Below are 26929 nucleotides of genomic sequence, written 5' to 3' on the forward strand. Positions count from 1 at the left end.
CCGCTTGACAGCCACGCCCCGATTACAGAAGCGCTCAGTTCCCGGCCATTTTGATTTCGGGCAGCAGCCCCGAAAGCTGGACGAAGCCGCCGGACTGGTCGCAATCGGGCATCGCCACCGACAGGTCGGTCGAGCGGGGCGCAGCGTCGCGGCGGGTGCGCAGCGTCTCCGCCAGCATTTCTCGACCGCAGGTGGCGGGGGTGACCGCCGCGTCGATCACCAGCCGGACGTCGCCATCCCGCGCCGCGAGGCGCGTCGGATAGGTGTAGACCTGCGCCTTCATCGGCAGGGTGACGTCGCCATTGCCGAGAACGGTCATGAAGCCCCCGCTCGCGGGGGGCTGGGGAGCGGGCGCGCCCGGGTTGGCGGCCGAAACATCGCCCCGCGCGCCGAATGTGGCGCCGAATTCCAGGGCGTGCAGCTCGAAGCTGTCCTTGCCGACCCATTGCACCGCGACCCGGTCGTAGATCGACAACTCCGGCACCGTGGTTGTCGCCGAGACCCGTGCGCCACCCGAGAACATCGCCGTGACCCGCGCGTCCCGCTGCATCGCCGGCAGGCGGACGCGTAGCTTGCCCTTGGCATCCGTGACCTCGGTGAAAGCGAGGCCCGCATGGCGGATCACGATGCGCTGCGAGGGGTGGCAGGGGGCGTCGAGATGGAAGTTGAGCATCGCCCCCTCGCCGACCGATAGGTCGGCGCTGTCGTGGCAGGCTACCGCTTCCGGCGCCGAAGGCGCCGCCGCCACGGTCAGCGCGGCCGGCAGGCCGGGAGAGAGCGGCGACAGCCGCGGCAGGGCGTCGCGCAGTGCGACATCGGAGATGTCGGCCCGGGCCGACGGCCCGCCCCGGTGTGGCGGGTCGATCTGCGTGGCATCCTGCAGCCTGGGGGCGGGCTGCCCGGACTTCGCAACCGCCTTTGCGGCCGGGCCGGACGGTGGTGCCGGCGCGGCGCCGGAGCGCGGCCCGAGGCCGCCTTGCATGTATTGGCCGGTCGCCGCGGCAAGCAGGAAGGTCGCGGCGACGACCGTGACTTTACGGCTGAGCTTCATCTCTGGCCTCCGTTCCCACGATCACGAGTCGATGCCGAAGACGATAGGCGCGAAAAGCGGCGCTGCCGTGGCCGGGCAAGGGCCGGCCCGCGGCAGGAAACGGATCGTTTCCGGGCAGGAGGGGCAGGAAAAATACGCCGGCGCCACCCCGACAGAAGCGGCGCCGTCCGGCGGAAACCGGGCGATCAGACGGGCAATGGCGTCAGACGAGACGGCCGTGGCAATGCTTGAACTTCTGGCCCGACCCGCAGGGGCAGGGATCGTTGCGGCCGGGGTTGCCCCAGGTGCGCGGATCGGCCTCGTCGAAGCCCGGCTGACGCTCGGCCGGGGGTTCGGCGGGCGCCTGCAGCTCCAGCCCCTCAAGGGCCTGCTGCTGCGCGGCCTGCTGCTCGGCCATCTGGCGCATCATCTCGGCCTGCTCCTCCTCCGTCAGGGGGCGGATGCGGGCAAGCTGTTGCGTCACGTCGCTGCGCAGCGCGTTCAGCATGGATTCGAACAGCTGGAAGGCCTCGGTCTTGTATTCGTTCAGCGGGTCACGCTGGGCATAGCCGCGGAACCCGATGACCGAGCGCAGGTGCTCCAGCGTCAGCAGGTGTTCGCGCCACTTGGCGTCGATCGTCTGCAGCAGGATCTGCTTTTCGATGTTGCGCATCGTCTCGGCGCCGAAAGCCTCGGTCTTCTCCGCCATCAGCGCGGTAGAGGCCTCGGCGATCCGCTCGCGCATCACCTCCTGGTCGACGCCTTCCTCCTCGGCCCATTCGACGACGGGCACGTCGAGGCCCAGCCGGTCGACCGCCGCCTCGTGAAGGCCCTCGGTGTCCCACTGGTCGGCATAGGATTTCGGCGGCAGGTAGAGGTCGACGATATCGTCGATCACCTGGTCGCGCATGTCCTCGATCACGTCCGACAGGTCGTCGGCCTCCATGATCTCGCGACGCTGGGCAAAGACCACCTTGCGCTGGTCGTTCATCACGTCGTCGAATTTCAGAAGCTGCTTGCGGATGTCGAAGTTGCGCCCCTCGACCTTGGCCTGTGCCTTTTCCAGCGACTTGTTCACCCAGGGGTGCACGATCGCCTCGCCTTCCTTCATCCCGAGCTTGGACAGCACGGAATCCAGCCGCTCCGACCCGAAGATGCGCATCAGGTCATCTTCCAGCGACAGGAAGAAGGAGGAGCGCCCGGGGTCGCCCTGACGGCCCGAACGGCCGCGCAGCTGGTTGTCGATGCGGCGGCTTTCGTGACGCTCGGTGCCCAGCACGTAGAGGCCCCCGGCGTCCTTGACCTTCTGCTCGTCCTCGGCGTGCTCGGCCTCGATCTGGCGGCGCAGCGCGTCGGGGTTGGCATCCGGGTTGGCGTCGAGCGCCTGCATCAGCTTGATCTCGACGTTGCCGCCCAGCTTGATGTCGGTGCCGCGGCCGGCCATGTTCGTGGCGATCGTCACCGCGCCCAGCTTGCCGGCATCGGCGACGATGTTGGCCTCCTGCTCGTGGTGACGGGCGTTGAGCACGTTGTGCGGCACGCCGGCCGTCTTGAGCAGGTCCGACAGCTCCTCGGATTTCTCGATCGAGGTGGTGCCGACGAGGATCGGTTGCCCCTTGGCGTGGGCCTCCTTGATCGACTCGAGGATACCCTGATACTTGTCGGCGGTCGTGCGATAGACCTGATCATGCTCGTCCTGGCGGGCGATCGGGCGGTTGGTCGGCACCTCGACAACGCCCAGCTTGTAGATCTCGTCGAATTCGTCGGCCTCGGTCAGCGCGGTGCCGGTCATGCCCGACAGCTTGTCGTAGAGGCGGAAATAGTTCTGGAAGGTCACAGAGGCCAGCGTCACGTTCTCGGGCTGGATCTCGACGCCTTCCTTGGCTTCGATCGCCTGGTGCAGCCCCTCGGACAGGCGGCGGCCCTTCATCATGCGGCCGGTGAATTCGTCGATCAGCATCACCTCGCCGTCGCGCACGATATAGTCCTTGTCCTTCAGGAACAGGACATGGGCGCGCAGCGCCTGGGTCGCATGGTGGACGATGGTCGTCGATTCCGGATCGTAGAGCGACTGGCCCTCGGGCAGCAGGCCGAGCTGCTGGAGACGGGTCTCCATGAACTCGTTGCCGTCCTCGGTATAGGTGACGGTGCGCTGCTTCTCGTCCTTGGTGTAATGCTCGGGCGTGATTTCGGGGATGATCTTGTCGATCTGGACGTAAAGCTCCGACTTGTCGTCGGAGGGACCCGAGATGATCAGCGGCGTCCGGGCCTCGTCGATCAGAATCGAGTCGACCTCGTCGACGATCGCGAAGAAGTGGTCGCGCTGGACCATCTCCTCGACGGAGCCCTTCATGTTGTCGCGCAGGTAGTCGAAGCCCAGTTCGTTGTTCGTCGCATAGGTCACGTCGGCCTCATAGGCCGCGCGCTTCTCGTCGTCGGGCTGGTAGGGATAGACCACGCCGCAGGTCATGCCGAGATGTGCGAAGACCTTGCCCATCCAGTCGGCGTCGCGCTTTGCGAGGTAATCGTTCACGGTGACGACATGCACGCCCCGCCCGGCCAGAGCGTTGAGGTAAGCGGGGAAGGTCGCGACAAGGGGCTTGCCCTCGCCCGTCTTCATCTCCGAAATGTTGCCCTGGTGCAGGAAGATGCCGCCCATCAGCTGCACGTCGAACGCGCGCAGGCCAAGCGCCCGGCGCGCGCCTTCGCGGCAGTTGGCGAAGGCCTCGGGCAGCAGGTCGTCAAGGTTTTCGCCCTTGGCGTAGCGCTCCTTGAACTCGGCGGTCTTGGCGATGATCTCGTCGTCGGAGAGCTTCTCGAACTCGGGTTCCAGGGCGTTGATCTTTGCCACGATCGGGCGCGTTGCCTTGACCTTCCGATCGTTCGGCGTTCCGAAGGCCTTCTTGGCGAGGGTTCCGATCCCGAGCATGGTTTCTCCGCTTGGCGGTTTCTGGCGCGTTCGTGTCTGAAGCCGACTTGTGGCGCCGGCAGCCCTTCCGTACAAGGGCGATCGACTGCCGGGCCCGGACACGATCGTCCAGCGATGTAAGGGTGCACCGGTAGAGTGTCAACGTCGCGGACCCCCGCGGCGAACGCAGGAAAGGAATGTTATGTCGAAACAGTCGAAATTCTGGCTGAGCGGGGCGATGGTCCTTGCCCTGTCGGCGATCCCGGCGCTGGCCGACAGCACGGCCCCGACGGCGAGCGACGCGGGCGCGAAGACCGATGCCACGTCGACCGACAAGACCGCAGACACCGCCACCAAGAAGGACGTGAGCGCCGACACCGTCGTCGCCACCGTCAATGGCACCAAGATCACCCTGGGCGAGATGATCGCCCTGCGCAGCCAGCTTCCGGCGCAATACCAGCAGCTTCCCGACGAAGTGCTGTTCAAGGGCATCCTTGATCAGCTGGTTCAGCAGACCCTGCTGGAGCAGTCGATGAAGGGCAAGATGTCCAAAGAGGACGAGCTGGCGCTGGCCAATTCCAAGCGCGCCTTCGTCGCCTCGCTGGCCCTCAAGCAGGCCGAAGAAGCCGCCGTCACGCCCGAGGCGATCAAGGCCGCCTACGACGCCAAGTACAAGGATTTCAAGCCGGCGACCGAATATCACGCCGCGCACATCCTGGTGAAGTCGAAGGACGAGGCCGAGAAGCTGAAGAAGGAGCTCGACAACGGCGCCGACTTCGCCACGCTCGCCAAGAAGAACTCGTCCGACGGTTCGGCGCAGAATGGCGGCGACCTGGGCTGGTTCCAGCCCGACCAGATGGTCAAGCCCTTCGCCGAGGCCGTTGAAAAGGCCAAGGTCGGCACCGTGGTCGGCCCGGTCAAGACGCAGTTCGGCTGGCACCTGATCAAGGTCGAGGGCACGCGCCCGACCGAGAAGCCGACGCTGCAGGATGAAACCCCCGCGCTGACGCAGGAGTTGCAGAAGAAGGCCGTCACCGAGACGCTCGCCAGCCTCAAGAAGGGTGCCGATGTCAGCGAGGACGTGAAAGGTATCGATCCGACTGTTCTGAAGAACCAGGATCTGCTGAAGTAACCCGAACCGGGAACGGGGGACGCCATGGGCAAGACCGACAAGGACTGGAAGGCCGAGGCCAAGAAGCAGAAGGCCAAGGTCAAGAAGCTGAAGGCAAAGCTTGCCGAGACTGCGGCGACCGCCGTGGCCCCGGCGGTCAAGCCGGTCAAGCAGGCGCCCCCCGTTTCCCCGCTCGCCCCTCCGGGCGGGTTTCCCACGCTTCCGGTGATCAAAGGGGCCGAGTTCGCCTCGGCCGCCGCCGGAGTGCGCTACGCGGGCCGGACCGACGTGATGCTGGTCCGGCTTTGCCCCGGCACCTCGATCGCCGGGGTTTTCACGCGGTCATCCACCCGGGCGGCCTGCGTGCTGGATTGCCAGGCCAAGCTTGCGGGCAAGGCTCCTGCGGGCGAAGGCGCGGCGATCCTCGTGAATTCGGGCAACGCCAACGCGTTCACCGGTGCGGCGGGCCAGGCCTCGGTCGACGCCGTGACCGGCGCGGTGGCCGCGGCACTCTCGGTGCCGGCGGGCCGGGTCTTCTCCTCCTCCACCGGGGTGATCGGGGAGCCGCTGCCGCATGAGCGTATCGTCGCCGCCGTGAACGGGCTGCGGGCCGAGCTTTCCGAAGGCTCGATCGAGAAGGCCGCGCGGGCGATCATGACGACCGACACCTTCCCCAAGGGCGCCTCGGCCGAGGTACAGGGCGAGGGCGGCACGATCCGGATCGCCGGCATCGCCAAGGGCTCGGGCATGATCGCGCCCGACATGGCGACGATGCTGGTCTACATCTTCACCGACGCCACCGTCGCGCCCGCCGTGCTGCAGAAGATGCTGTCGCGCAACGTCGACGACACGTTCAACGCGATCACCGTGGACAGCGACACCTCCACCTCCGACGCGCTGATCGTCGCGGCCACCGGGCAAAGCGCGGCCGAGCCGATCGACAAGCTGTCCGCCCCCGGCGCCAAGGCGTTCGAGGCCGGCCTTCGCGCGGTGATGGAGGATCTTGCCAAGCAGGTCGTCCGTGACGGCGAGGGCGCGACCAAGTTCGTCGAGATCCAGGTGACGGGCGCCGAAACGGCGCAGGATGCCCACCGGGTCGCGATGTCGATCGCGAACTCGCCGCTGGTCAAGACCGCCATCGCCGGGCAGGACGCCAACTGGGGCCGCATCGTGGCCGCCATCGGCAAGTCGGGCGCCACGGCCGAGCGCGACAAGCTGGCAATCCGTTTCGGCGACCTTCTGGTGGCCGAAAAGGGCTGGCGCGTGCCGGAGTATTCCGAGGCCGAGGCCAGCGCCTACATGAAGCGCGACGAGCTGGTGATCGGGGTCGACCTGGGCTTGGGAAAGGCCGCCAAGACGGTCTGGACCTGCGACCTGACGCATCGCTACATCGACATCAACGCCGATTACCGGAGCTGAGATGAAGACCGTCCTCGTTTCGGCCGTTGCGCTGATCGACGTCGATGGCCGCGTGCTTCTGGCCCAGCGGCCCGAGGGCAAGTCTCTCGCCGGACTGTGGGAATTCCCGGGCGGCAAGGTCGAGCCGGGCGAGACCCCCGAGGTCGCGCTGATCCGCGAGCTGCACGAGGAACTGGGGATCGGCACGTGGGAAAGCTGCCTTGCGCCCCTGACCTTTGCCAGCCACAGCTACGACGATTTCCACCTGCTGATGCCGCTCTTCGCCTGCCGCCGGTGGGAGGGTACGCCCGTGGCGCGGGAAGGTCAGGTGCTGAAATGGGTGCGCGCAACCGATCTGCGCGACTACCCCATGCCCCCCGCCGATCTTCCCCTGATCCCGATTCTGCGCGACTGGCTCTAGAAGCCATTCGCCGCACCGCGCCTCGTTTCCGGCCTTCATAGGGCCGGTTTGAGGGGATTTTTGCTGGGTCCCTGCCCGCCATTTCGGCAGATGATTGTTTTATAACTGCGCAATAATAATGCTCTGTTAACCTTTTTGTGGTGATTTCGTAACGGGAATATAATAAGCTTCAGGTAGTGAGTTTTCTTTTTTGGGGAAGGAAAGCCGATGCTTCGGACCATCACGTTGGGATCTTGTGTCTCCGTCCAGGGGATGTTCCTGCGCCAGCTTGCCGATGGCAAGGTCGCGGTGCAGGTCGGAAACAAGACCTTCGTCGGGTATCCGGTGCAGGCCCGCGCGGCCTGATCACCCCTTCGATCGAAAGACCCCGACGGCAAATGAAAAGGCCGGGTCGCGCGACCCGGCCTTTTCATTTTATCGGCTGAACGCCGCGGCATGACCTCGGGGCCGGAAGCCCCGAGATGCCGGATCAGGCGAGCTTCCGCTCGACTTCCTCGCGCTCGAAGATCTCGATGACATCGCCGGGGCGAATGTCTTCGTAGTTCTCGAAGGCCATGCCGCATTCCTGGCCCGAGATCACTTCCTTGACCTCGTCCTTGAAGCGCTTGAGCGTCTTCAGCGTGCCCTCGTGGATCACCACGTCGTCGCGCAGCAGGCGCACACCGGCCGACCGGCGGGCGACGCCCTCGGTGACCAGACAGCCCGCGACCTTACCGACGCCGGTGACCTTGAACACTTCCTTGATCTGAGCGTAGCCGATGAAGGTCTCGCGCACCTCGTTCGACAAGAGGCCCGAGGCCGCCGCCTTCACGTCGTCCACGAGGTCGTAGATCACGCTGTAGTAGCGGATTTCCACGCCCTTCTGGTTGGCCGAGTTGCGGGCCGAGGCATTGGCACGGACGTTGAAGCCGATGATCGGCACACCGGAGGCTTCCGCCAGGCCCACGTCCGAATCGGTGATCGCGCCGACGCCGTAGTGCAGCACGCGAACGCGCACCTCCTCGTTGCCGACCTTCTCCAGCGCCTGAACGATCGCCTCGGCAGAGCCCTGCACGTCGGCCTTCACGACCACCGGCAGCTCGCTGACGTTCTCGTCCGCCTTGGCCTTGGCCATCAGCTGTTCCAGCGTGGTCGCGGCACCGGCGGCGGCGCGCTTGTCCTTCGCGGCCTCCTCGCGGTATTCGGCGATCTCGCGGGCCTGCGCCTCGGTCTCGACGACGTTCAGAACGTCGCCGGCACCCGGCGTCCCGTTGAGACCCAGAACCTCGACCGGAACCGAAGGCCCGGCTTCGTCCACCCGCTCGCCACGGTCGTTGATAAGTGCGCGGACCTTGCCCCACTGCTCGCCCACGACGAAGATGTCGCCGCGCTTGAGTGTGCCGTTCTGCACCAGAACCGTCGCGACCGGGCCGCGGCCCACGTCAAGCTGCGCCTCGATCACGGCGCCCGAAGCGGCGCGGTCGGGGTTGGCCTTGAGTTCGAGGATCTCGGACTGCAGCGCGATGGCTTCGAGAAGGTTGTCGAGGCCCTTGCCGGTCTTGGCCGACACCTCGACATCCTGCACGTCGCCCGACATCGCCTCGACCACGACTTCGTGCTGAAGCAGGTCGGTGCGCACCTTCTGAGGGTCCGCGCCGGGCTTGTCGCACTTGTTGATCGCCACGATCATCGGAACGCCGGCGGCCTTGGCGTGGTTGATCGCCTCGACCGTCTGCGGCATCACCGCGTCGTCCGCGGCCACCACCAGCACGACGATGTCGGTGACGTTCGCGCCACGTGCGCGCATCGAGGTGAAGGCCGCGTGGCCCGGCGTGTCGAGGAAGGTCAGGACCGCCCCCGATTCCGTCGTCACCTGATAGGCGCCGATGTGCTGGGTGATGCCCCCGGCTTCGCCCGACACGACGTTCGCGTGCCGGATCGCATCCAGAAGCGAGGTCTTGCCGTGGTCGACGTGGCCCATGATCGTGATGACCGGCGGACGCGACTTCAGATCCTCGGCCTTGTCCTGAACCTGGTCGATGACCTGTTCGACGTCGGCATCGGAAACCCGAACCGCCTTGTGGCCGAATTCCTCGATCACCAGCTCGGCGGTGTCGGCATCGATGGGCTGGTTCATGTTGACCATCATGCCCATCTTCATCAGCGACTTCACCACGTCGGCGGCGCGCTCGGCCATGCGGTTGGCCAGCTCCTGCACGACGATGGTCTCGGGAAGCTGAACCTCGCGACTCTGCTTCTCGGCGCGCTGGGGCATGCCCATCGCCTTCTGCCGGGCCTTCTCCTGCTTGCGCTTCATCGCGGCGAGCGAGCGTTGACGCCCGCCCTCGCCCGAGAGCGCCTCGGTCAGGGTCAGCTTGCCGGCGCGGCGGTTGTCAGCACCACCCTTGCCCTTGCCGCGGTTGTCGCGGTCGTTGCCACGGTCGTCGCGCTCGCGGTCGGTCTTGCGCGGGCCCGGAGAGGCCTTGGCGGCACCGCCACGGGTGTTCGGCTCGGACGCGGGCTCGGGCTGGGCCGGCTGAGCGGGGGCCTTGGCGGCCTCCTTCTCGGCGCGGGCCTTGGCCTCCGCCTCTTCCTTGGCGCGGGCGTCGGCCTCTTCCTTGGCCTTCAGCGCCTCTTCGCGCTCACGCTCTTCGCGCTCCTTGGCCTCGAGCTCCTCGCGCTTGCGCTGGCGCTCTTCCTCGCGGCGCTTTTCCTCGGCGGCGCGTGCGGCGGCGTCTTCCGCCTCGCGCGCCTTGGCCGCCTGAAGCGCCCTCAGACGACGATCCATCTCGGCGTCGGAAATCCCGGCAGGACGTTTGGCCGGGTCACCCCGGTGCGGGGAGGATCCGCCACCCCCGCCGGCGCCAGCCCCCTGGGCGCCGGGTTTCGGCACCACTACGCGCTTGCGCTTGGTCTCGACCACGACAGACTTCGTCCGGCCATGGCTGAAGCTCTGCTTCACCTGTCCCGAACGACCGCCACCCAGGCCGAGAGGCTTCTTACCGTCAGTATCGCTCATGCGTTCTTCGTATCCTTCCCGGCGGTCTTGCCACCGATCCGCCCGCGCAATCCGGCGAGCCTTGCCGCTTCGTCTACAACACGCGTGGTGAGTCCGCCAGCCGCAAGCGCGCCGTGTATGGCATGTTCACGACCGAATGCCAAACCGATTTCCCCGGCGGACAGGCAGTTGAAATAACGGCCCCCGGTCGGCGTCCAGAGCTTGGACTTTCCTCGCTCGGATCCGTCGAAGGCCTGAAGCAGGACCATGGCACGTCCCTGTGCCAGCCAATCCTTGACCTTTTCGAACCCGCAGACCGCGTCGCCCGCCTTGCGGGCCAGCGATACCAGCTCGACCACGCGCCGCGCCAATACCGCCTCGGTCTCGGCGGCCAGATCGGCGGGCAAGTTGACCTGCCGCCGGGCCGCCCGGCTGAAATAGTTCTTCGCGATCGCCTTTTCCAGTACCGAACGTTCGGCACTGACCCAGATTCCCCGTCCCGGCAGTTTTTGCAGGACGTCGGGCACGATCACGTCGTCCGGTCCGACGACGAAACGGATCAGCTCCGCCGTCGGTCCGCTTTCTCCCGTCACGACACAGCGCCGCTCGGGTCCGTCGATCTCCTTGTCGGCCCCACCCCGGGTCATGTCGCGCGCTCCTCTTCTCAGGCCTGCGCCTCTTCCTCGGTGCCTTCTTCGCCCTCGACCTCGGCTTCCTCCTCTTCCGAGGCAAGCTCCGCCGGGTCGACCCAGCCAAGCTGGATCCGGGCGGTCATGACGAGGTGCTGGGCCTCTTCGAGACTCACGTCGAACTTCTCGAGGACGCCTTCGTCCTTCTTGCGCTCGCCGTTCTCGGTGGTCCAGCCACCGGCAAGTTCCCAGTCGGCGCAGGTTGCGAAGTCTTCCAGCGTCAGAACGCCGTCCTCGGCCAGCGCCTCGATCATCTGGGGCGTCAGCCCCTCGAAGTTCACCAGGCTGTCCTCGACCCCCAGTTCGCGGGCCTTTTCCATCGCCTTGCGGTTCTGCTCCTCAAGGAAGTCGCGGGCCCGGGCCTGAAGCTCGTCCGCCGTCGCCTCGTCGAAGCCGTCGATGGCCAGCAGTTCGTCGATCTCGACATAGGCCACCTCTTCGAGGTTGGTGAAGCCTTCCGAAACCAGAAGCTGGGCGATCATCTCGTCCACGTCCAGCGTATCCATGAACAGCTGCGTGCGCTCGGCGAACTCGGCCTGACGGCGGGCGCTTTCGTCCGCTTCGGTCAGGATGTCGATGTCCAGCCCGGTCAACTGCGAGGCAAGGCGCACGTTCTGGCCGCGACGGCCGATCGCCAGCGATTGCTGCATGTCGGGCACCACGACCTCGATCTTGCCGGCCTCTTCGTCGATGACGACCTTGGTCACCTCGGCGGGCTGCAGCGCGTTCACGAGGAACGTCGCCTGATCCTCGTTCCACGGGATGATGTCGATCTTCTCGCCCTGCAGCTCGTTCACCACGGCCTGCACGCGCGAACCGCGCATACCGACGCAGGCGCCGACCGGGTCGATCGACCCGTCATAGGAGATCACGGCGATCTTGGCGCGCGAACCCGGGTCGCGGGCCACGGCCTTGATCTCGATGATGCCGTCGTAGATTTCCGGCACTTCCATCTTGAACAGCTCGGCCATGAACTGCGGATCGGTGCGCGACAGGAAGATCTGCGGGCCGCGCGCCTCGCGGCGGACGTCCTTGATGTAGCAGCGGATCCGGTCGTTCGGGCGATAGGCCTCGCGACCGATCTTCTCATTGCGGCGCAGGATACCCTCGCCACGGCCGATGTCGACGATGATGTTGCCGTATTCCTCGCGCTTGACGATGCCGTTGATGATCGTGCCGGCGCGGTCCTTGAACTCGTCGTACTGGCGGTCGCGCTCGGCCTCGCGAACCTTCTGCAGGATCACCTGCTTGGCCGATTGCGCGGCGATCCGGCCCATGTCGACCGGCGGCACCTCATCGCGGATCTCGTCGCCGATCTGCGGGTCGGCAAGGTATTGCTTGGCCTGCTTCACGGTCAGCTCGGCCTGATAGTTCTCGACGGCGTCATCCTCGACCACGGTGCGCACGCGGGTGAAGGTGGCGCGGCCGGTCTTGCGGTCGATCGCGACACGGATGTCCATCTCGGCGCCGTAGCGCGACTTCGCGGCACGGGCGAGGCTTTCCTCCATCGCCTGGATCACCAGGTCCGGATCGATCATCTTCTCGCGCGCCACCGCGTCGGCGGTCTGCAGAAGTTCCAGCTGGTTGGCTGAGGTGATGGCCATGTCTCACTCCTCCTTGGAAGCGGTGGTGTCGGCGGTGTCAGCGCCGGTGTCGTCGTCTTCGGTCTCGATCTCGTCGAACTGCGTCTCGTCCACGGCGCCGTCGTCCAGCGCGCCCGACGCCTTCTTCTGGCGCAGCATCTCGGTGATCAGCTCGTCGGTCAGGATCAGCTTGGCATCCGAAAGCCACTCGAACTTGAGGCCGATGGTCACGTCTTCGCCATGGCTCTCGATCTCGATCAGGATGTCGTCGCCGTCGGTGCCGCGCAGGAACCCCTTGAAGCGGCGCTGGCCGTCGATCAGCTCGGTCGTCTCGATGCGGGCCTCGTAATCCACCCACATGTCGAAATCCTTCAGCCGGGTCAGCGGCCGGTCGATGCCGGGGCTGGAAACCTCCAGCGTGTAATTGTCGGCGATCGGGTCCTCGACATCGAGGATGGCCGAGACCGCGGTCGAGATTGCGGCGCAATCGTCCACCTCGATCCCGCCTTCGGCCCGGTCGGCCATGATCTGCAGGGTCGATGTCTTGCCGCCCATCAGGCGGATGCGCACCAGCTCGAACCCCAGATCCTCGATCGCCGGGGTGACGATGGAGGCGAGGCGCCGGTCGATGGCGGTTTTGGCGATCAGGTCGGTCATGAGCTTTTGTCGAGGTCCAGAAAACAAAAAGGCGGGCACCGCGGCCCGCCACACGTATCCGGTGGAGCTTGGGTTTGGACCCTCAAGCACCGCTGTTGAGGGGGATATACGCAAGCAGGCCCGAGTCTGCAAGAGGGAAGGCAAGGGCCGAGTGAAGAGCGGATCCCCCGATCCCGTCCGGGCGGTCGGCGCGCACGGCGCCCGCCCCGTCCCCGGGGAGGGCGCCGGCCTTCGCGCGTGTCTTCACACTTCGGCCGTGCCCGCGGCAGGATTGTCGCGCCAGACCCGCCAGTTCAGCCCCGCGGCGACACTGATCCAGGCGAGATAGGGCACGAGGCACAGCCCCGCGATCCAGTCGATCCCCCAGAAGGCCACCAGCGTCGCCAGCACGGCAAGCCAAAGAAGGGCCAGCACCAACATGCCAAGGCCCATCCGGTGCACCCCGAAGAACACCGGCGTCCACAACGTGTTGAGCGCGATCTGCAAGCCCCAGAAGGCCAGCGCCTGCCCCGCCCCGGGCACGATCGCCACGCGCGCCGCCGCATAGGCCATGAGGATGTAGAGTGCGGTCCAGACCACCGGGAAGGCCCAGCGTGGCGGGGTCCAGTCGGGCTTTTCCAGCCCGTCGTACCAGGTGCCGGGCTGAAAGATCACGCCGGTCGCGGCCGCCGCCGCAGCGGCGCCGAGAAAGGTCAGGAACAGGGTGAACATCGGGTCTCCTTCCGGGTCGGTCCGTCCTGAAACGTACGCCGCGCGGTTTCGGTTCAGCCGAGCGCCTGCACCGCCGCCTGCGCTGCGCGGAACCTCGCGTGCCCCGCATCGAAGGCATCGGAAAGCGCCGCGTCGGGGACAAAGCTGGTGGCGATCTCGGGCGTGGTGGCGATTTCGGCCCCTGCCCCGGTCGCGGCCATCAATGCCAGCCGCGCCGCACCGAAGGCGCCGCCGTAATCGCCCGCGACGGGCCGGGCCACCTCGATCCCCAGCATCGTCGCCAGCATGCCCAGCCAGGCGTCCGACCGCGCCCCGCCACCGACGGCAATCAGCCGCTCGATCCGGGTGCCGGTCGCGGCCAGCGCATCGCGGCAGTCGCGGATCGCGTAGGCGACGCCCTCCAGCACGGCCCGCGTTCCCGCGACCCGGTCGGTCGCGTGCTCAAGCCCGAGGAAGGCGCCCCGGATCGCCGCATCGTTCAGCGGCGTCCGCTCGCCGCCGAGATACGGCAGGAAGAGGGTCTTTCCGGGCGCCTGCAACGGGCCGAGCTCCCCCGCCAGCGCCCCCGCCTCGGCCCCCACCAGCCGGGCGTACCAGTTCAGCGCATCGGTCGCGGCCAGGATCACCCCCATTTGGTGCCAGGTCCCCGGCAGAGCGTGACAGAAGGTATGCACCGCCGTCTCGGGCGCGGGCTGATAGCCCTCGTTCGCGGCGAAGAGCACGCCCGAGGTGCCCAGCGAGACGAAGGCCTCCCCCGCCCGTACCGTTCCGACACCGACACCCGAGGCCGCGTTGTCACCGCCACCGCCGGCGACAACGACCCCGGCGCCCATCCCGAACCGCTCGGCCAGCGCCGGACGCAGGGAGCCCGAAACCTCGGACCCTTCGACCAGCGACGGCATCTGCGAGCGGGAGAGGCCAGTGGCGGAGAGCAGATCGTCGTTCCAGTCACGCGCCCCGGTGTCGAGCCAGCTTGTCCCCGCGGCGTCCGACATCTCGGCGACATGGCCGCCGGTCAGCCAGAGGCGCAGGTAATCCTTGGGCAGCAGAACCTTCGCCACCTTGGCAAAGACCTCGGGCTCATGCCCCGCGACCCAGACGAGTTTCGGTGCGGTGAAGCCCGGGAAGACGATATTGCCGGTTACGGCCCGGAACCGCGGGTCGGCGTCAAGCTCCGCCGCCTCGACATGGGCCCGGGTGTCATTCCACAGGATACAGGGGCGCAGAACCTCGTCCGCCGCATCCAGCAGGGTGGCGCCATGCATCTGCCCCGATAGCCCGATGCCCGACACATCGGCCAGCGACCGCTGGGAGGCCAGCGCCGCCAGCACCGTCTCGGTCGCCGCAATCCAGTCAGCGGGGTCCTGCTCGGACCAGCCGCTGGCGGGACGGCTGACGGTCAGGGGCGCCGTTGCCTCGGCCAGCACGGTCTGGCCGTCGTCGATCAGGATCCCCTTCAGCCCCGAGGTTCCAAGATCCAGTCCGATATAGGTCATGACGCCGCCTCCCGCTCCGTGATGTCGGGCGCGAGCATAGCGAGAGTTGCGGGGGCGTCCACCAGCGGAAAGAGGCAATCCCTTCGTCTTTCATTGTTCTTCAAATACGCCACCCACGTCGACGCGGGCGCCGGCGTATTTACGGGAACAATGAAATACAGGTTCAGCCCAGCAGGCGGCGGGCGATCACCTGAGCCTGAATCTCGGCCGCGCCCTCGAAGATGTTGAGGATGCGTGCATCGCAGAGGATGCGGCTGATCTGGTATTCGAGGGCGAAGCCGTTGCCGCCGTGGATCTGCAGCGCATTGTCGGCCGCGGCCCAGGCGACGCGGGCGCCGAGCAGCTTCGCCATTCCCGCCTCAAGGTCGCAGCGGCGGTCGTGGTCCTTTTCCCAGGCGGCGTAATAGGTGAGCTGGCGGGCGATCATGATTTCCGCCGCCATCATGGCGAGCTTGCCGGCCACCCGGGGGAACGCGATCAGCGATTTGCCGAACTGCTTGCGGTCCTCGGCATAGCGCAGGCCGACCTCCAGCGCGTTCTGCGCCACGCCGATGGCGCGGGCCGCCGTCTGGATGCGGGCCGATTCGAAGGTCTGCATCAGCTGTTTGAAGCCCTGCCCCTCGACCCCGCCAAGGAGGTTGTCGGCCTTAACCTCGAAGCCGTCGAAACCCAGCTCGTATTCCTTCATGCCGCGGTAGCCCAGCACCTCGATCTCGCCGCCGGTCATGCCGGGCGTCGGGAAGGGATCGGCATCGTCGCCCGGGGTCTTCTCGGCGATGAACATCGACAAGCCGCGGTAATCGGTGGTCGCTGGGTCGGTCCGGGCCAGCAGCGTCATGATGTGGGCACGGGCGGCGTGGGTGATCCAGGTCTTGTTGCCGGTGACCTTGTAGACCTCTTCTTCCTTCACGGCGCGGGTCCGCAGGGCCCCCAGGTCCGACCCGGTGTTCGGCTCGGTGAAGACGGCGGTGGGCAGGATCTCCCCGCTCGCGATCTTCGGCAGCCAGTGGCTTTTCTGTTCGTCGGTGCCGCCGCAGAGGATCAGTTCCGCCGCGATCTCGGACCGGGTGCCGAGCGAGCCCACGCCGATGTAGCCGCGGCTGAGCTCCTCGGAGACCACGACCATCGAAGCCTTGGAAAGGCCGAGGCCACCGAGGTTCTCGGGGATGGTCAGGCCGAAGACGCCCAGTTCGGCAAGTTCCCCGACCACCTCCATCGGGATGAAGTCGTCCTTCAGGTGCCAGTCGTGGGCATGCGGAACGACACGCTCGTCCGCGTAGCGCCGGAACTGGTCGCGGATCATCTCCAGCTCTTCGTCGAGACCCGAGGCGCCGAAGGTCGCTCGGCCGTGGTTGTCTCGCATGAGCGCCACGAGCCGGGCCCGCGACGCCGCGGTATTGCCGCGAAGGAGCGGGGCCGCAGCCCCCCAGTCGGGCGCCTCGAGGCCGAGGTCGGAAAGACGCGCGACCTCGCCCTGGCTCATCGGAATGCCACCCGCGATCTGCGCCATGTACTCACCCAGGCCGATCTGCAGCAGCAGCTGCTCCATCTCGCCGAAAGCGCCGCGGTCGGAAAGCCGCGCGGCCCAGGCCGACATCTGCCGCAGGCTCTCGACATAGGTCGCGAGCCACGACAGCGCATGCGCCGCGAACTGCTCGCCCTCGAGCAGCGCGGCGGAGACCTTGCCCTCCACCGCCACCCGCGTCCGCAGCGCCGCGGTGGCGCGGGACAGGAGATCCTCGGCCACGGGCACCGCCGCCGCGGCCAGCGCCGTCAGGTCGGGCAGGATCGGATCGTGGTCGGCCGAGGGGGCGCCGTCGTGGGGCATCGCTCTCACTCCATTTCTGCGGGTGCATCGGGCATAGGGCCTTCGCAATCGCAGCGCAACAATAATTCACATGAAGGCATTCTGGCGAATGAAAGTGTCTCTCTCGAAATCGGCTGCACCTGCCGCGTCCACCGACTAGTACTGGCGGCAGGAGGACCTGCGATGGAACATCTTCTTGGCGGCCTGCCGCCGGAAACGCTGGCGCTTGCGGCGGCGGTGACCTTGTTCGCCGGCTTCGTGAAGGGGGCCGTGGGTTTTGCCATGCCGATGATCATGATCTCGGCGCTGGGGTCGTTCCTGCCGGGGCATGCGGCGCTGGCCGCGCTGATTCTTCCGACGCTGGTGACAAACCTGGCGCAGGCGTTCCGAGACGGGCCGCGAGCAGCGGTGGCCTCGGCGGTGAACTACCGGCTGATCCTTGGGGTGACGGTCGTCTTCATCGTGATCTCGGCGCAGTTCGTCCTGCGGATTCCCAACTGGCTCATGTTCGTGCTGCTGGGGCTGCCGATCACCGCCTTTGCCCTGGTACAGCTGGCAGGGCTGCCGCTGGTGATCGCGATCCACCACCGGCGGCGGGCCGAGGTGGCGCTCGGGATCATCGCGGGTCTCTATGGCGGGATCTCGGGGGTCTGGGGGCCGCCGATTCTGGTCTATCTGCTGTCGATCCGTTGCGAGAAGCGCGAGCAGATGCGCGTGCAGGGGGTGGTGTTCCTGTTGGGATCGACGATCCTGCTGGCCGCGCATCTGCGCTCGGGCGTGCTGAACGCGCAGACGGTGCCGCTGTCGGCCGCGCTGGTGCTGCCCGCGGCGCTGGGGATGGCGCTGGGGCGGGGCGCGCATGAGCGGCTGGATCCGGCGCGGTTCCGCTGGTGGACGCTGGTACTGCTGACATTGACCGGGCTGAACCTGGTGCGGCGGAGCCTGATGGGATAGTCCGGCGTGCATGCCGCCGTCGACATGGCGCCGACCTGCCAAGGAAACTTGGGAAAATCCCGGTTGACACGTGGCCGAGTCGGTCCTAGAAGCGCGGCTTCAGATTTACCCGAACGAAAACCGGAAACCGAGACTGATGGCCAATACGCCCCAATCGAAGAAGCGCGCTCGTCAGAACGAGAAGCGCTATGCCGTGAACAAGGCGCGCCGCTCGCGGATCCGCACCTTCCTGCGCAAGGTGGAAGAGGCGATCGCGTCGGGCGACCAGTCGGCGGCCGCCGATGCCCTGAAAGTTGCGCAGCCCGAACTGGCGCGTGGCGTGACCAAGGGTGTGCTGCACAAGAACACCGCCGCGCGGAAGATGTCGCGCCTGTCGTCGCGCGTGAAGGCCCTCGCGGCCTGACGCGAAGAAGACCGCTGAAATTTCAAGGGCGTGCCTTCGGGCGCGCCCTTTTTCGTGCCTGAATTTGGGCAAAAACGGGGGCGTGTCCTTTTTGCACAGGCCGGCGGGGATTCGTTTACCCGGGGCCTGAGTCAAGGTCAGAGTTCTGTTGCGACTCCGTGAACGCGCGGGCTAGCGTCAGGGTGCGATTCACATCGCCTTGGGGGGACATGGAATGGTCATGGCCCGGCCCTGACGAAACGGCGCTGCCATGCCGTTCGTGCGGGACCGGTCCTGAACGACCATCTGCGACCGGGGCCGGCCAAGCTGCCGCGCCGCCTGCTCGGGTCGCAGTTGGCACACGCCGGCCGCTTGCGCGGACACGGCGCGGGCCACTTGTCCGAATGCTGAGATCGCCCAGCGGGGCGGATCACGGTGCGCCCGTGGTCTGCCCGCCAAGCGGGGGACAGTCTTTCGTAACCTGGCCGCGTGCCGGGGCGATAGAGGCATGCCAGGGGTTGGGAAACGCGCAAACGCGGGACCGGCCGAGATCCGGCCCCGCATCAATAAGAAAGAGCGGGTCTGAGCATGACGAAAGAAACCTGGGGGCAAGTACGCGGTGAACTTCTTAAAAGCCTTGGCGAAAACAACTTCGTAACCTGGATCGAGCCGCTGAAGTATTCCGGCCTGCGCGACGGCGTGGCCCGCTTCTCGGTTCCGACCAGCTTTTTCGCCACCTGGATCGAACGCAACTTTGCCGACCAGATCCGAAAGAAGCTGATCCTGGCCGGTGCCGAGGTCGAGCGCCTGGAATTCGCCGTCGATACCAGCGCGCAATCCGGCGCCCGCACCGCACCCAAGGCCGAGGCACAGGCCGACGACGCCCGCGATGATGCCCCCGGGCCGCGCGCGGAGGCGCCCAAGGCGGTGGCCGAGAAGGTGGCCGCCCCCGCCTCGGTGCGTGCCAGCGACGAGCCCGAGGTGCCGAGCGCCCCGCTCGATTCCCGCTTCACCTTCGACAGCTTCGTCGTCGGCAAGCCGAACGAGCTTGCCCATGCCGCCGCCCGCCGCGTGGCCGAAGGCGGCCCCGCCAGCTTCAACCCGCTGTTCCTCTATGGCGGCGTTGGCCTCGGCAAGACCCACCTGATGCACGCCATCGCGCATGAGCTGCGCGTGAAGCGGCCCGACCTGCGGGTGCTGTACCTGTCGGCGGAGCAATTCATGTACCGCTTCGTCCAGGCGCTGCGCGAACGCGACATCATGACGTTCAAGGAGATGTTCCGCTCGGTCGACATGCTGATGGTCGACGACGTGCAGTTCATCGCCGGCAAGGATTCGACGCAGGAAGAGTTCTTCCACACGTTCAACGCGCTGGTGGACCAGAACAAGCAGATCGTGATTTCCGCCGACCGCGCGCCGGGGGAGATCAAGGATCTCGAGGACCGGATCAAGTCGCGCCTGCAATGCGGGCTGATCGTCGACCTGCACCCGACGGATTACGAGTTGCGGCTGGGCATCCTGCAGCAGAAGGCGGAATTCTACCGTGGCCAGTATTCGGGCCTGCAGATCGCGCCCGGCGTCCTGGAATTCCTCGCCCACCGGATCACCACCAACGTCCGCGTGCTGGAAGGCGCGCTGACCCGTCTCTTCGCCTTCGCCTCGCTCGTGGGGCGCGAGATCACGCTAGAGCTGGCGCAGGACTGCCTGTCGGACATCCTGCGGGCCAGCGACCGCAAGGTCACGATCGAGGAGATCCAGCGCAAGGTAGCCGAGCATTACAACGTGCGGCTGTCGGACATGATCGGGCCCAAGCGGGTGCGCACCATCGCCCGTCCGCGGCAGGTGGCGATGTACCTGTCGAAGAACCTGACGTCGCGGTCGCTGCCCGACATCGGGCGCCGCTTCGGCGGGCGCGACCACACCACGATCATGCACGGGGTGAAGAAGATCGACGAGCTGCGGCAGACCGACTCGCAATTGTCCGACGATCTTCAGCTGCTGCGCCGGCTTCTGGAAGGCTGAGACAGGGGCAGGCTTGCGACCGGGGGCCCGACCGGAGCCGGGAAGGCCACAGCCGCCCTTGCGAGGGCGGCGATGCCTTGACGCCCTCGTCAGATCAGCCGAAAGTCCGGGAAAACGAGGAACCGTGCCGCGCCCCGGGCGCTGCCGCAACGGGGTGTGAGGAATGAAGATCTCAATCGAGCGTGCGACTCTCCTGAAGGCCGTGGCGCAGGCGCAATCGGTCGTTGAGCGGCGCAACACGATCCCGATCCTGGCGAACGTGCTGATCGAGGCCGAGGGCGACACGGTCAGCTTCCGCGCGACCGATCTGGACATCGAGGTCGTAGACAAGGCTGCCGCCCAGGTGGAACGCGCGGGCGCAACCACCGTCAGTGCCGTGATGCTGCACGAGATCGTGCGCAAGCTGCCGGACGGATCGCTGGTGCAACTGGCCGACGACAGCGCGGCGGGGCGGCTGACGGTGACCGCGGGGCGGTCGACCTTCAACCTTGCGACCCTGCCGAAGGAAGATTTCCCGGTCATGGCGACGTCGGAATACACGTCGAAGTTCTCGGCCGACGCCAAGACCCTGCGCAAGCTGTTCGACAAGTCGAAATTCGCGATCTCGACCGAGGAGACGCGCTATTACCTGAACGGCGTCTACATGCATGTGGCGACCGGTGAGGATGGCCAGGTGCTGCGCTGCGTGGCGACCGACGGCCACCGGCTGGCGCGGATCGACAGCCCCCTGCCCGCGGGCGCCGAGGGGATGCCGGGCGTGATCGTGCCGCGCAAGACGGTGAACGAGCTGCGCAAGCTGCTGGAAGACGACGAGGCGCAGATCGCGGTGTCGGTGAGCGAGACCAAGGTACGCTTTGCCACGCCGCAGATCACCCTGACGTCGAAGGTCATCGACGGGACCTTCCCCGACTACACTCGCGTGATCCCGATGGGGAACACCCGCAAGCTGGAAGTGGACGCCAAGGAATTCGCCAACGCAGTGGACCGGGTGGCGACGGTGTCGTCGGAACGCTCGCGCGCGGTGAAGCTGGCGCTGGATGAGGACCGGCTGGTCCTGTCGGTGAACGCGCCCGACAGCGGCGCTGCCGAGGAAGAGCTGGCCGTGGCCTATGGCGACGAGCGGCTGGAGATCGGGTTCAACGCCAAGTACCTGTTGGAGATCGCCAACCAGGTGGACCGCGAGAACGCGGTGTTCCTGTTCAACTCTTCGGGCGATCCGACGCTGATGCGCGAGGGCGGGGATACCTCGGCGGTCTATGTCGTGATGCCGATGCGCGTGTGACGCCGCCTTCCACGTGGCTGGTGGGGGGGCTGTCTGGCCTCTACACCCCCGAGAATAATTTTGCCAAGATGAAGGGCAGAGCTTGCCCGGTTTGTCCGTTCAGGAACTGAGCCTGTCGCATTTCCGCTCGCATATTGCGGGGCGGCTGGTTCTGGATGGGCGGCCGGTGGCGATATTTGGCGCCAACGGGGCGGGAAAGACCAATATCCTTGAGGCAGTGTCGCTATTGTCGCCGGGCCGCGGGCTGCGGCGGGCGGCGGCGGAAGAAATCTCGCGCAGGCCAGAGGCGTTGGGCTGGAAGGTCTCAGCCCAGGTGAAAAGCCTCTGGCAGGTGCACGAGGTCGAGACGCGGGCCGAGGCCGGCGCGTCACGCTCGGTCCGGATCGACGGCAAGGCGGCAAGCCAGGCGGCGCTTGGGCGGATCGCGCGGATCGTCTGGCTGGTGCCGGCGATGGACCGGCTCTGGACCGAAGCGGCAGAGGGGCGCAGGCGGTTCCTCGACCGCATCACGCTCAGCTTCGAACCCGGGCATGGCGAGGCGGTGCTGACCTACGAGAAGGCGATGCGCGAGCGGAACCGGCTTTTGAAGGAAGAGGTGACGGATCCCGCGTGGTACGCGGCGCTTGAGGGCCAGATGGCCGAGGCGGGCGCGCGGATCGGGGTGAACCGGGCGCTGGCCCTGGGCCGGATCGCGGCGGCGCAGGCCGGGGCGGAGACGGCGTTTCCGGCGGCCGCGCTGACGCTGACCCATCCCGAGGGCCCCCTGCCCGAGGGGGCCGATGCCTTTGTCGAGGCCTTTGCGGCCGGGCGCAGGCGCGACGGGGCGGCGGGGCGCACGCTGGTCGGGCCGCACCGGGTGGATCTGGCCGCGGTCTACAGCGCCAAGGGGGTTGCGGCGGACCAGTGTTCGACCGGGGAGCAGAAGGCGTTGCTGATCTCGCTGGTGCTGGCCAATGCGCGGGCGCTGGCCGAGGATTTCGGGGCGCCGCCGATCCTGTTGCTGGACGAGGTGGCGGCGCATCTGGACGCGGGCCGCCGCGCGGCGCTTTATGACGAGATCTGCGCGCTGGGGGCACAGGCCTTCATGACCGGCACCGGGCCGGAATTGTTCGACGCGCTGGGGACGCGCGGCCAGAGGTTCGAGGTGACGGAGAACGAAGGCACATCGGCGATCCGGGAGGAGGAGACATGAGCTATCCGAAGCAGCGGGTGACGCTGATCACCCTTGGCGTGGCCGACCTGCCCCGTGCGCGCGCCTTCTACGAGGCGCTTGGCTGGCAGGTCGCGCAGGCGCAGGAAGGCGTGGCCTTCTTCCAGATGCAGGGGCAGGTGCTGGCGCTGTTCGGGCGCGAGGATCTGGCCGCCGATCAGGGGCGTTCTGCGGCCGAGCTGGGCACAGGGGCGGTGACGCTGGCGCAGAATTTCGACACCGAGGCGGATGTGGATGCGGCCTTTGCCGCCGCCGTGGCGGCGGGCGGCACGGCCCTCAAGCCACCGGAAAAGGTATTCTGGGGCGGCTATTCGGGCTATTGGGCCGACCCTGACGGGCATGTCTGGGAGGTGGCAGTGAACCCGTTCTGGCCGCTGACCGAGGATGGCGCACTGACCCTGCCGGCGGAACCGCCCGGGGCACCATGACGCTGTCGCTGTCGTCGCTCGCGCTTTATGCCGGGGCGCTGTTCGTGCTGTTCCTGACGCCGGGGCCGGTCTGGCTGGCGCTGACGGCGCGCGCGATCTCGGGCGGGTTCGCGGCCGCCTGGCCGCTGGCGCTGGGGGTTTCGGTCGGTGATCTTGGCTGGCCGCTTCTTGCGATCTTCGGGCTGAGCGTGGTGACGACCGCCTACGGCACGGTGATGTTGCTGCTGCGATGGGCCGCGGTGGCGATCTTCATGGCGATGGGCGTCGGGCTGATCCGAAAGGCGGGCAAACCGATCGAGGGCGACAGCCGGCTGACGCGACCCGGCCGCTGGGCGGGCTTCGCCGCCGGGGTGACCGCGATCCTCGGCAATCCCAAGGCGATCCTGTTTTACATGGGGGTCCTGCCCGGCTTCTTCGACCTGCGCCATTTCACGCCGCCCGACGTGGCCGCGGTGGTCTTTCTGTCGATGCTGGTGCCGCTGATCGGCAACTTCGCTTTTGCGGCCCTCGTGGCGCGGGCGCGGCACCGTTTGACGGGGCAGAGCGGCATGGCGCGGCTGAACCGGATCGCAGGCGGCCTGCTGATTTGCGTCGCGGTGCTGATCGCCGTCACCTGACCCCTAAATCTTGTGTCTCGCACGTGACATTCCCGCGCGGAACACCTATAAAACGGGCAGATTTCCAAGGAAGGTCCGCATGGCCGAAGCTGAGCAGAAACCCGAAGAGTACGGCGCCAGTTCCATCAAGGTTCTCAAAGGGTTGGAGGCAGTCCGCAAACGGCCCGGCATGTATATCGGCGACACCGACGACGGCTCGGGTCTGCACCACATGGTTTACGAGGTGGTGGACAACGGGATCGACGAGGCTCTGGCCGGTCATGCCGACGCCGTGACGGTGAAAATTCACGCCGACAGCTCGGTCTCCGTGCGCGACAACGGGCGCGGGATTCCGACCGATATCCACAAGGAGGAAGGCGTCAGCGCGGCCGAGGTCATCATGACCCAGCTGCACGCGGGCGGGAAGTTCGACCAGAATTCCTACAAGGTGTCGGGCGGTCTCCACGGGGTGGGCGTTTCGGTCGTGAACGCGCTGTCGGACTGGCTTGAACTGAAGGTCTGGCGCGGTGGCAAGGTCTATTTCGCCCGGTTCGAGCATGGCGAGACGGTCGAGCATCTGCGCTTGCTGGACGAGCCGGCGGATCCTTCGGAAAAGGGCACCGAGGTGCGCTTTCTCGCTTCGTCCAAGACGATCGACCCGAACGGCACCTTCTCGAACCTCGACTACAGCTTCAAGACGCTGGAAAACCGGTTGCGGGAACTGGCCTTCCTGAACTCGGGCGTGCGCATCATCCTTGAGGATGAGCGCCCGGCAGAAGCGCTCCGGACCGAGCTTTACTATGACGGCGGCGTGCGGGAATTCGTGCGCTACCTCGACCGCTCGAAGACCGCGATGATCCCGGACCCGATCTTCATCACCGGGGAACGGGCGGGAATCACCGTCGAGGTCGCGATGTGGTGGAACGACAGCTACCACGAGACAGTGCTGCCCTTTACCAACAACATCCCCCAACGCGACGGCGGCACCCACCTTGCGGGCTTCCGCGGGGCGCTGACGCGGACCATGAACCTTTACGCGCAATCCTCGGGGATCGCCCGGCGCGAGAAGGTGGATTTCACCGGCGACGATGCGCGCGAGGGCCTCACCTGCGTTCTGTCCGTCAAGGTGCCCGATCCGAAATTCTCCAGCCAGACCAAGGACAAGCTGGTCTCGTCCGAAGTCCGGCCCGCGGTCGAGGGGCTGGTGAACGAGAAGCTGGCCGAGTGGTTCGAGGAGCACCCGAACGAGGCGCGCCAGATCGTCGGCAAGATCATCGAGGCAGCGCTGGCCCGTGAAGCCGCGCGCAAGGCCCGTGAACTGACGCGCCGCAAGACGGCGATGGACGTGGCCTCCCTGCCCGGCAAGCTTGCCGATTGCCAGGAACGCGACCCTTCGAAATCCGAGGTCTTCCTGGTCGAGGGGGACTCGGCCGGTGGGTCGGCCAAGCAGGGGCGCTCGCGCTCGAACCAGGCCGTGCTGCCGCTTCGGGGCAAGATCCTGAACGTGGAGCGGGCGCGGTTCGACCGGATGCTGTCGAGCCAGGAAATCGGCACGATGATCACCGCGCTCGGCACCGGGATCGGTCGGGACGAGTTCGACATCTCGAAGCTGCGCTACCACAAGATCGTCATCATGACGGACGCCGACGTCGACGGCGCGCATATCCGCACGCTTCTGCTGACCTTCTTCTTCCGCCAGATGCCCGAGATCATCGAGGGCGGGTACCTCTACATCGCGCAGCCGCCGCTCTACAAGGTCAGCCGCGGCAAGTCCGAGGTCTACCTGAAGGACCAGGCCGCGCTGGAGGATTACCTGATCCAGCAGGGCATCGACGGCGCCGTGCTGCGCCTCAAATCGGGCGAAGAGATCGCTGGCCAGGACCTTGCCCGCGTGATCGAAGGCGCACGTCAGTTCCGCCGCGTCCTCGACGCCTTCCCGACGCATTACCCGCGCGGCGTGCTGGAACAGGCGGCGCTTGCCGGTGCCTTCGATCCGGGTGCTGTCGACCGCGACCTTCAGACGGTGGCCGACGAAGTGGCCGCGCGGCTCGACATGGTGGCGCTGGAATACGAAAAGGGCTGGCAAGGCCGGATCACCCAGGACCACGGCATCCGCCTGGCGCGCGTTCTGCGCGGGGTCGAGGAGATCCGCACGCTGGACGGCGCCGTGTTGCGCTCGGGCGAGGCACGGCGCCTGTCCGAGGTGTCGAAGCGCACCCGCGACGTCTTCGCCAACCCGGCCCACGTCGTGCGCAAGGACCGCGACGTGCTGGTCCATGGGCCGATCGACCTGCTGAAGGCGATCCTGTCGGAAGGCGAAAAGGGCCTCTCGATGCAGCGCTACAAGGGCCTGGGCGAGATGAACCCCGACCAGCTCTGGGAAACCACGCTGGACCCCGAGGCGCGCACATTGCTGCAGGTGAAGGTGGACGATCTCGCCGAGGCAGAGGATATCTTCACCAAGCTGATGGGCGACGTCGTGGAACCCCGCCGCGAGTTCATCCAGAAGAACGCGCTGAGCGTGGAGAACCTGGATATCTGAGGGGCTGTAGGGCAGCGCATAATGCTTCGCGCTGCTCATAAGTTCTCGCGAAACGCCCATAATGCTTCGTTTTGGGCGTTTTGAGCCCCAGTTGGATCCTGACCGGTTCGTAGGCGCGAATCGTGCTTCGCGGGATTTTCCAGTTGATCGGATTCGAAAATTCACCGAAGAGCAGTTCACGCGAAAAGATGAAAAACCTCATCGCGATTCCTGGCTGGCGTCGTCTGCGGCTTGGAGGCCCGAGCACGGGTCACCAGAGCCTTACGCGCGTTCTTCCTTTAAGAGCGCCTCTTCCACGTTCCTTTGGGGCGCCTGAAACTCCATGCGCCTCGCAACCCACTCACCCAACGCAGCCGTGTCGTCGTCTGAAGGAGGTTCCTCCTCGAACACGAGGGGAAGGAAGGAAGTCAGGGCGATCCGGTAGAGCGCCGCTGCAAAATCGAAGGCAGATCGCCCCGAGTTTGGTAGGCGTAAAGCCTGATCATCTACCGGGTTCCCGTGGAGAAAGTCGTTTCGACGATTGTAGAGCTGCTGACAGAGCCAAGATGCCAGGGTGCATTCTCGACGTTCACCATTGATCCAGACCACATGGTTTCTCGCGCGGCATTTGTTCGATAGCCACGGGGCCCCCTCAATGAGATCGACGACCTTCTCTCGGTCCGCCTTCTCATTGCCCCCGGGATGGACGAGAATCTCGAATGCACTGACCCACAGCGACCCAACAC

At 66.6% G+C, this 26929-nt stretch carries 22 protein-coding genes; 12 read left to right on the top strand and 10 right to left on the bottom strand.

Annotation, left to right across the window (positions count from 1 at the left end):
* Window positions 1–34: 34 nt before the first annotated feature.
* Both CVV76_RS24800 and secA read right to left on the bottom strand, forming a co-directional pair.
* The gene (locus CVV76_RS24800) at window positions 35–1051 is read right to left on the bottom strand and encodes a hypothetical protein (RefSeq protein WP_146010361.1); all 1017 of its coding nucleotides are present in this window, start codon (window positions 1049–1051) and stop codon (window positions 35–37) included.
* Window positions 1052–1253: 202 nt separating this feature from the next.
* Window positions 1254–3959 carry a preprotein translocase subunit SecA gene (secA, locus tag CVV76_RS22630; RefSeq protein WP_102226960.1) on the bottom strand — a complete coding sequence of 902 codons (2706 nt, stop codon included), beginning with the start codon at window positions 3957–3959 and terminating at the stop codon, window positions 1254–1256.
* Between the two features lie 181 nt (window positions 3960–4140).
* Between secA and CVV76_RS22635 the strand changes: the two genes are divergently transcribed.
* The 4 genes from CVV76_RS22635 to CVV76_RS25235 all read left to right on the top strand — a co-directional run bounded on the left by CVV76_RS22635 (window position 4141) and on the right by CVV76_RS25235 (window position 7213).
* Window positions 4141–5070, top strand: coding sequence for a peptidylprolyl isomerase (locus CVV76_RS22635; RefSeq protein WP_102226961.1), 930 nt, complete (start codon window positions 4141–4143; stop codon window positions 5068–5070).
* A 24-nt stretch (window positions 5071–5094) separates the two neighbouring features.
* Window positions 5095–6468, top strand: a complete 1374-nt coding sequence (argJ, locus tag CVV76_RS22640) for a bifunctional glutamate N-acetyltransferase/amino-acid acetyltransferase ArgJ (RefSeq protein ID WP_102226962.1) — start codon at window positions 5095–5097, stop codon at window positions 6466–6468.
* 1 nt (window position 6469) lies between these two features.
* Window positions 6470–6868, top strand: coding sequence for a (deoxy)nucleoside triphosphate pyrophosphohydrolase (locus tag CVV76_RS22645; protein WP_102226963.1), 399 nt, complete (start codon window positions 6470–6472; stop codon window positions 6866–6868).
* Window positions 6869–7075: 207 nt separating this feature from the next.
* Entirely contained in the window at window positions 7076–7213 is a 138-nt protein-coding gene (locus tag CVV76_RS25235; protein WP_199178686.1) for a hypothetical protein, read from the top strand.
* A gap of 124 nt (window positions 7214–7337) precedes the next feature.
* On the opposite strand, the gene infB is transcribed toward CVV76_RS25235, so the two are convergent.
* The 7 genes from infB to CVV76_RS22680 form a co-directional block, all read right to left on the bottom strand.
* Window positions 7338–9866 (bottom strand): translation initiation factor IF-2, encoded by a 2529-nt coding sequence (infB, locus tag CVV76_RS22650; RefSeq protein ID WP_102226964.1) that lies wholly within the window; start codon window positions 9864–9866, stop codon window positions 7338–7340.
* Entirely contained in the window at window positions 9863–10492 is a 630-nt protein-coding gene (locus CVV76_RS22655) for an RNA-binding protein (RefSeq protein WP_102226965.1), read from the bottom strand. The genes infB and CVV76_RS22655 overlap by 4 nt, the downstream gene beginning before the upstream one ends.
* Before the next feature lie 17 nt (window positions 10493–10509).
* Complete coding sequence (gene nusA, locus CVV76_RS22660; RefSeq protein ID WP_102226966.1) at window positions 10510–12138, bottom strand: transcription termination factor NusA; 1629 nt, start codon at window positions 12136–12138, stop codon at window positions 10510–10512.
* 3 nt (window positions 12139–12141) lie between these two features.
* Window positions 12142–12774, bottom strand: a complete 633-nt coding sequence (rimP, locus tag CVV76_RS22665) for a ribosome maturation factor RimP (RefSeq protein WP_102226967.1) — start codon at window positions 12772–12774, stop codon at window positions 12142–12144.
* 243 nt (window positions 12775–13017) lie between these two features.
* A complete protein-coding gene (tspO, locus tag CVV76_RS22670) occupies window positions 13018–13485 on the bottom strand; it encodes a tryptophan-rich sensory protein TspO (protein WP_102226968.1) in 468 nt (155 codons plus the stop codon).
* A 53-nt stretch (window positions 13486–13538) separates the two neighbouring features.
* Window positions 13539–14981 (bottom strand): xylulokinase, encoded by a 1443-nt coding sequence (xylB, locus tag CVV76_RS22675; RefSeq protein ID WP_102226969.1) that lies wholly within the window; start codon window positions 14979–14981, stop codon window positions 13539–13541.
* 163 nt (window positions 14982–15144) lie between these two features.
* Window positions 15145–16809 (bottom strand): acyl-CoA dehydrogenase family protein, encoded by a 1665-nt coding sequence (locus CVV76_RS22680; protein ID WP_102226970.1) that lies wholly within the window; start codon window positions 16807–16809, stop codon window positions 15145–15147.
* Window positions 16810–16971: 162 nt separating this feature from the next.
* On the opposite strand from CVV76_RS22680, the gene CVV76_RS22685 reads away from it, so the two are divergent.
* The 8 genes from CVV76_RS22685 to gyrB all read left to right on the top strand — a co-directional run bounded on the left by CVV76_RS22685 (window position 16972) and on the right by gyrB (window position 26204).
* Window positions 16972–17742 carry a sulfite exporter TauE/SafE family protein gene (locus CVV76_RS22685; protein WP_102226971.1) on the top strand — a complete coding sequence of 257 codons (771 nt, stop codon included), beginning with the start codon at window positions 16972–16974 and terminating at the stop codon, window positions 17740–17742.
* Window positions 17743–17878: 136 nt separating this feature from the next.
* A complete protein-coding gene (gene rpsT / locus CVV76_RS22690; RefSeq protein ID WP_102226972.1) occupies window positions 17879–18145 on the top strand; it encodes a 30S ribosomal protein S20 in 267 nt (88 codons plus the stop codon).
* Window positions 18146–18712: 567 nt separating this feature from the next.
* Window positions 18713–20146: a chromosomal replication initiator protein DnaA gene (gene dnaA, locus CVV76_RS22695; RefSeq protein ID WP_102226973.1), complete on the top strand. Its 1434-nt coding sequence runs from the start codon at window positions 18713–18715 to the stop codon at window positions 20144–20146.
* Window positions 20147–20309: 163 nt separating this feature from the next.
* Window positions 20310–21428 (top strand): DNA polymerase III subunit beta, encoded by a 1119-nt coding sequence (gene dnaN, locus CVV76_RS22700; RefSeq protein ID WP_102226974.1) that lies wholly within the window; start codon window positions 20310–20312, stop codon window positions 21426–21428.
* Between the two features lie 82 nt (window positions 21429–21510).
* Complete coding sequence (gene recF / locus CVV76_RS22705) at window positions 21511–22620, top strand: DNA replication/repair protein RecF (protein ID WP_102226975.1); 1110 nt, start codon at window positions 21511–21513, stop codon at window positions 22618–22620.
* Window positions 22617–23066 carry a VOC family protein gene (locus tag CVV76_RS22710; RefSeq protein WP_102226976.1) on the top strand — a complete coding sequence of 150 codons (450 nt, stop codon included), beginning with the start codon at window positions 22617–22619 and terminating at the stop codon, window positions 23064–23066. The genes recF and CVV76_RS22710 overlap by 4 nt, the downstream gene beginning before the upstream one ends.
* Window positions 23063–23683 carry a LysE family translocator gene (locus CVV76_RS22715; protein WP_102226977.1) on the top strand — a complete coding sequence of 207 codons (621 nt, stop codon included), beginning with the start codon at window positions 23063–23065 and terminating at the stop codon, window positions 23681–23683. The genes CVV76_RS22710 and CVV76_RS22715 overlap by 4 nt, the downstream gene beginning before the upstream one ends.
* Before the next feature lie 79 nt (window positions 23684–23762).
* Window positions 23763–26204 carry a DNA topoisomerase (ATP-hydrolyzing) subunit B gene (gene gyrB / locus CVV76_RS22720; protein WP_102226978.1) on the top strand — a complete coding sequence of 814 codons (2442 nt, stop codon included), beginning with the start codon at window positions 23763–23765 and terminating at the stop codon, window positions 26202–26204.
* Window positions 26205–26465: 261 nt separating this feature from the next.
* Here the strand turns inward: gyrB and CVV76_RS25520 are convergent.
* A partial coding sequence (locus CVV76_RS25520) for a hypothetical protein (RefSeq protein WP_233193113.1) occupies window positions 26466–26929 on the bottom strand: 464 nt, incomplete at its 5' end.

Origin of the sequence: Acidimangrovimonas sediminis (genome assembly GCF_002871005.1) — a bacterium.
In the GTDB taxonomy this organism is placed as follows: Bacteria; Pseudomonadota; Alphaproteobacteria; order Rhodobacterales; family Rhodobacteraceae; genus Acidimangrovimonas; species Acidimangrovimonas sediminis.

Bases quoted from the DNA above. Each gene is read 5' to 3' on its own strand.
- CVV76_RS24800 (WP_146010361.1), bottom strand. From the start codon at position 1,051: ATGAAGCTCAGCCGTAAAGTCACGGTCGTCGCCGCGACCTTCCTGCTT.
- secA (WP_102226960.1), bottom strand. From the start codon at position 3,959: ATGCTCGGGATCGGAACCCTCGCCAAGAAGGCCTTCGGAACGCCGAAC.
- CVV76_RS22635 (WP_102226961.1), top strand. From the start codon at position 4,141: ATGTCGAAACAGTCGAAATTCTGGCTGAGCGGGGCGATGGTCCTTGCC.
- argJ (WP_102226962.1), top strand. From the start codon at position 5,095: ATGGGCAAGACCGACAAGGACTGGAAGGCCGAGGCCAAGAAGCAGAAG.
- CVV76_RS22645 (WP_102226963.1), top strand. From the start codon at position 6,470: ATGAAGACCGTCCTCGTTTCGGCCGTTGCGCTGATCGACGTCGATGGC.
- CVV76_RS25235 (WP_199178686.1), top strand. From the start codon at position 7,076: ATGCTTCGGACCATCACGTTGGGATCTTGTGTCTCCGTCCAGGGGATG.
- infB (WP_102226964.1), bottom strand. From the start codon at position 9,866: ATGAGCGATACTGACGGTAAGAAGCCTCTCGGCCTGGGTGGCGGTCGT.
- CVV76_RS22655 (WP_102226965.1), bottom strand. From the start codon at position 10,492: ATGACCCGGGGTGGGGCCGACAAGGAGATCGACGGACCCGAGCGGCGC.
- nusA (WP_102226966.1), bottom strand. From the start codon at position 12,138: ATGGCCATCACCTCAGCCAACCAGCTGGAACTTCTGCAGACCGCCGAC.
- rimP (WP_102226967.1), bottom strand. From the start codon at position 12,774: ATGACCGACCTGATCGCCAAAACCGCCATCGACCGGCGCCTCGCCTCC.
- tspO (WP_102226968.1), bottom strand. From the start codon at position 13,485: ATGTTCACCCTGTTCCTGACCTTTCTCGGCGCCGCTGCGGCGGCGGCC.
- xylB (WP_102226969.1), bottom strand. From the start codon at position 14,981: ATGACCTATATCGGACTGGATCTTGGAACCTCGGGGCTGAAGGGGATC.
- CVV76_RS22680 (WP_102226970.1), bottom strand. From the start codon at position 16,809: ATGCCCCACGACGGCGCCCCCTCGGCCGACCACGATCCGATCCTGCCC.
- CVV76_RS22685 (WP_102226971.1), top strand. From the start codon at position 16,972: ATGGAACATCTTCTTGGCGGCCTGCCGCCGGAAACGCTGGCGCTTGCG.
- rpsT (WP_102226972.1), top strand. From the start codon at position 17,879: ATGGCCAATACGCCCCAATCGAAGAAGCGCGCTCGTCAGAACGAGAAG.
- dnaA (WP_102226973.1), top strand. From the start codon at position 18,713: ATGACGAAAGAAACCTGGGGGCAAGTACGCGGTGAACTTCTTAAAAGC.
- dnaN (WP_102226974.1), top strand. From the start codon at position 20,310: ATGAAGATCTCAATCGAGCGTGCGACTCTCCTGAAGGCCGTGGCGCAG.
- CVV76_RS22710 (WP_102226976.1), top strand. From the start codon at position 22,617: ATGAGCTATCCGAAGCAGCGGGTGACGCTGATCACCCTTGGCGTGGCC.
- CVV76_RS22715 (WP_102226977.1), top strand. From the start codon at position 23,063: ATGACGCTGTCGCTGTCGTCGCTCGCGCTTTATGCCGGGGCGCTGTTC.
- gyrB (WP_102226978.1), top strand. From the start codon at position 23,763: ATGGCCGAAGCTGAGCAGAAACCCGAAGAGTACGGCGCCAGTTCCATC.